Source organism: Klebsiella sp. 10982, from assembly GCF_048589245.1.
Taxonomy (GTDB): domain Bacteria; phylum Pseudomonadota; class Gammaproteobacteria; order Enterobacterales; family Enterobacteriaceae; genus Klebsiella; species Klebsiella quasivariicola.
The window spans coordinates 1-1,284 of the sequence record NZ_JBMAXV010000118.1 but is presented as its reverse complement, the minus strand read 5'-3'; the positions used below and the strand labels follow the sequence as shown (position 1 = coordinate 1,284).

Below are 1,284 nucleotides of genomic sequence, written 5' to 3'. Positions count from 1 at the left end.
CTGGTTTTGGGTTGTTGCTTACATCTATCCGGCATCAGGAAAATCTGTGCCCAAATGGGTAATTCGCACACAATCGCCTCAACAACTGGACGGCCTCTGAGGCCAGTATAAAAATCAGGTTCCGATTGTGCAGGTGCAACCTGTCACCATTTCTCAGTACGCTGCAACTTTTTCTGGCAGGGGATTAATTTCACACTACCTGATACTCGGTCTCATTTCTCAGCATCGACCTGATTATTCGCGCGTTTTTGTTAGCGACCGCCACGGTCGTTTTATTAAATCCGCGCCGTCCCTTTAACTGGTTAACCCACTGATTCATATGGCCATCATCGTTATTCGTGGCAACCCTGACGACAGCGCGGGCACCATGAATAAAAAGTGTCCGCAGATGCTTGTCGCCTTTTTTCGTCATATTCATCAGCACTTGTCTGTCGCCACTCGAATGCTGGCGTGGAACCAGACCCAGCCATGCAGCAAAGTGGCGGCCATTCTTAAATTCAGTTCCTTTGCCAATAGCAGCAACAACGGCCGTGGCCGTTTTAGGGCCAATGCCTTTAACTCTGGCGATACGCTGACAGGCTTCTGATTGCCTGAATACTGTTTCAATTTCCTTATCAAAAAAATGGATCCGACGCCCGAGATCGTTAAAGAGCTCATAGAGCTCGGCAATTGTTCTGCGCATACGGGAACTTAGACCGTTTTCTGCATCTTCAAGGATAAGAGGAATAGCCCGGCGAACTCTGGAGACAGCACTGCCAATGGGGATCCCCCGGTCAAGTAACAGCCCTCTTATTTGACAGACTGTAGCAGTGCGGTGATTGACAATACGCTGCCTTGCCCGGTGTAAAGCCTGGATATCCTGCTGTTCGGGGCTTTTTGGTGGCACGAACTGCATTGTCGGTTGCATCAGAGCCACTGCGATGGCCTGTGCATCATTACCATCATTTTTTTGCCCGCGGACAAAGGGTTTTACATACTGAGGACTGATGACCTTTACTTTGTGCCCCAGTTTCTCAAACTCACGCTGCCAGTAAAATGCCCCGGTGGACGCTTCGACCCCAATCAGACATGTAGGAATATTTGCCAGCGTCTGGAGCAATTCTTTTCGGCCAGTTCGTTTCGTATAAACCGGTTTGCCGGCTAGGTTTAACCCACAGAGCTGAAAAACATTTTTAGCCAGATCAATACCCAGAAATACGATATTCATGGTGATTCTCCTGGTGAGCACATTTCGTACAGTTAACCGCAGCGGGAGGAGGTAGTCCATCCCATTAACTGGAAGAA

Annotated in this window: 1 protein-coding gene; it reads right to left on the bottom strand. The window is 48.9% G+C overall.

The window, feature by feature from the left end; all coding sequences use genetic code 11:
- Positions 1-190: 190 nt before the first annotated feature.
- A complete protein-coding gene (locus ACKLKD_RS27845) occupies positions 191-1,207 on the bottom strand; it encodes an IS110 family transposase (RefSeq protein ID WP_032413223.1) in 1,017 nt (338 codons plus the stop codon).
- Positions 1,208-1,284: the final 77 nt, after the last annotated feature.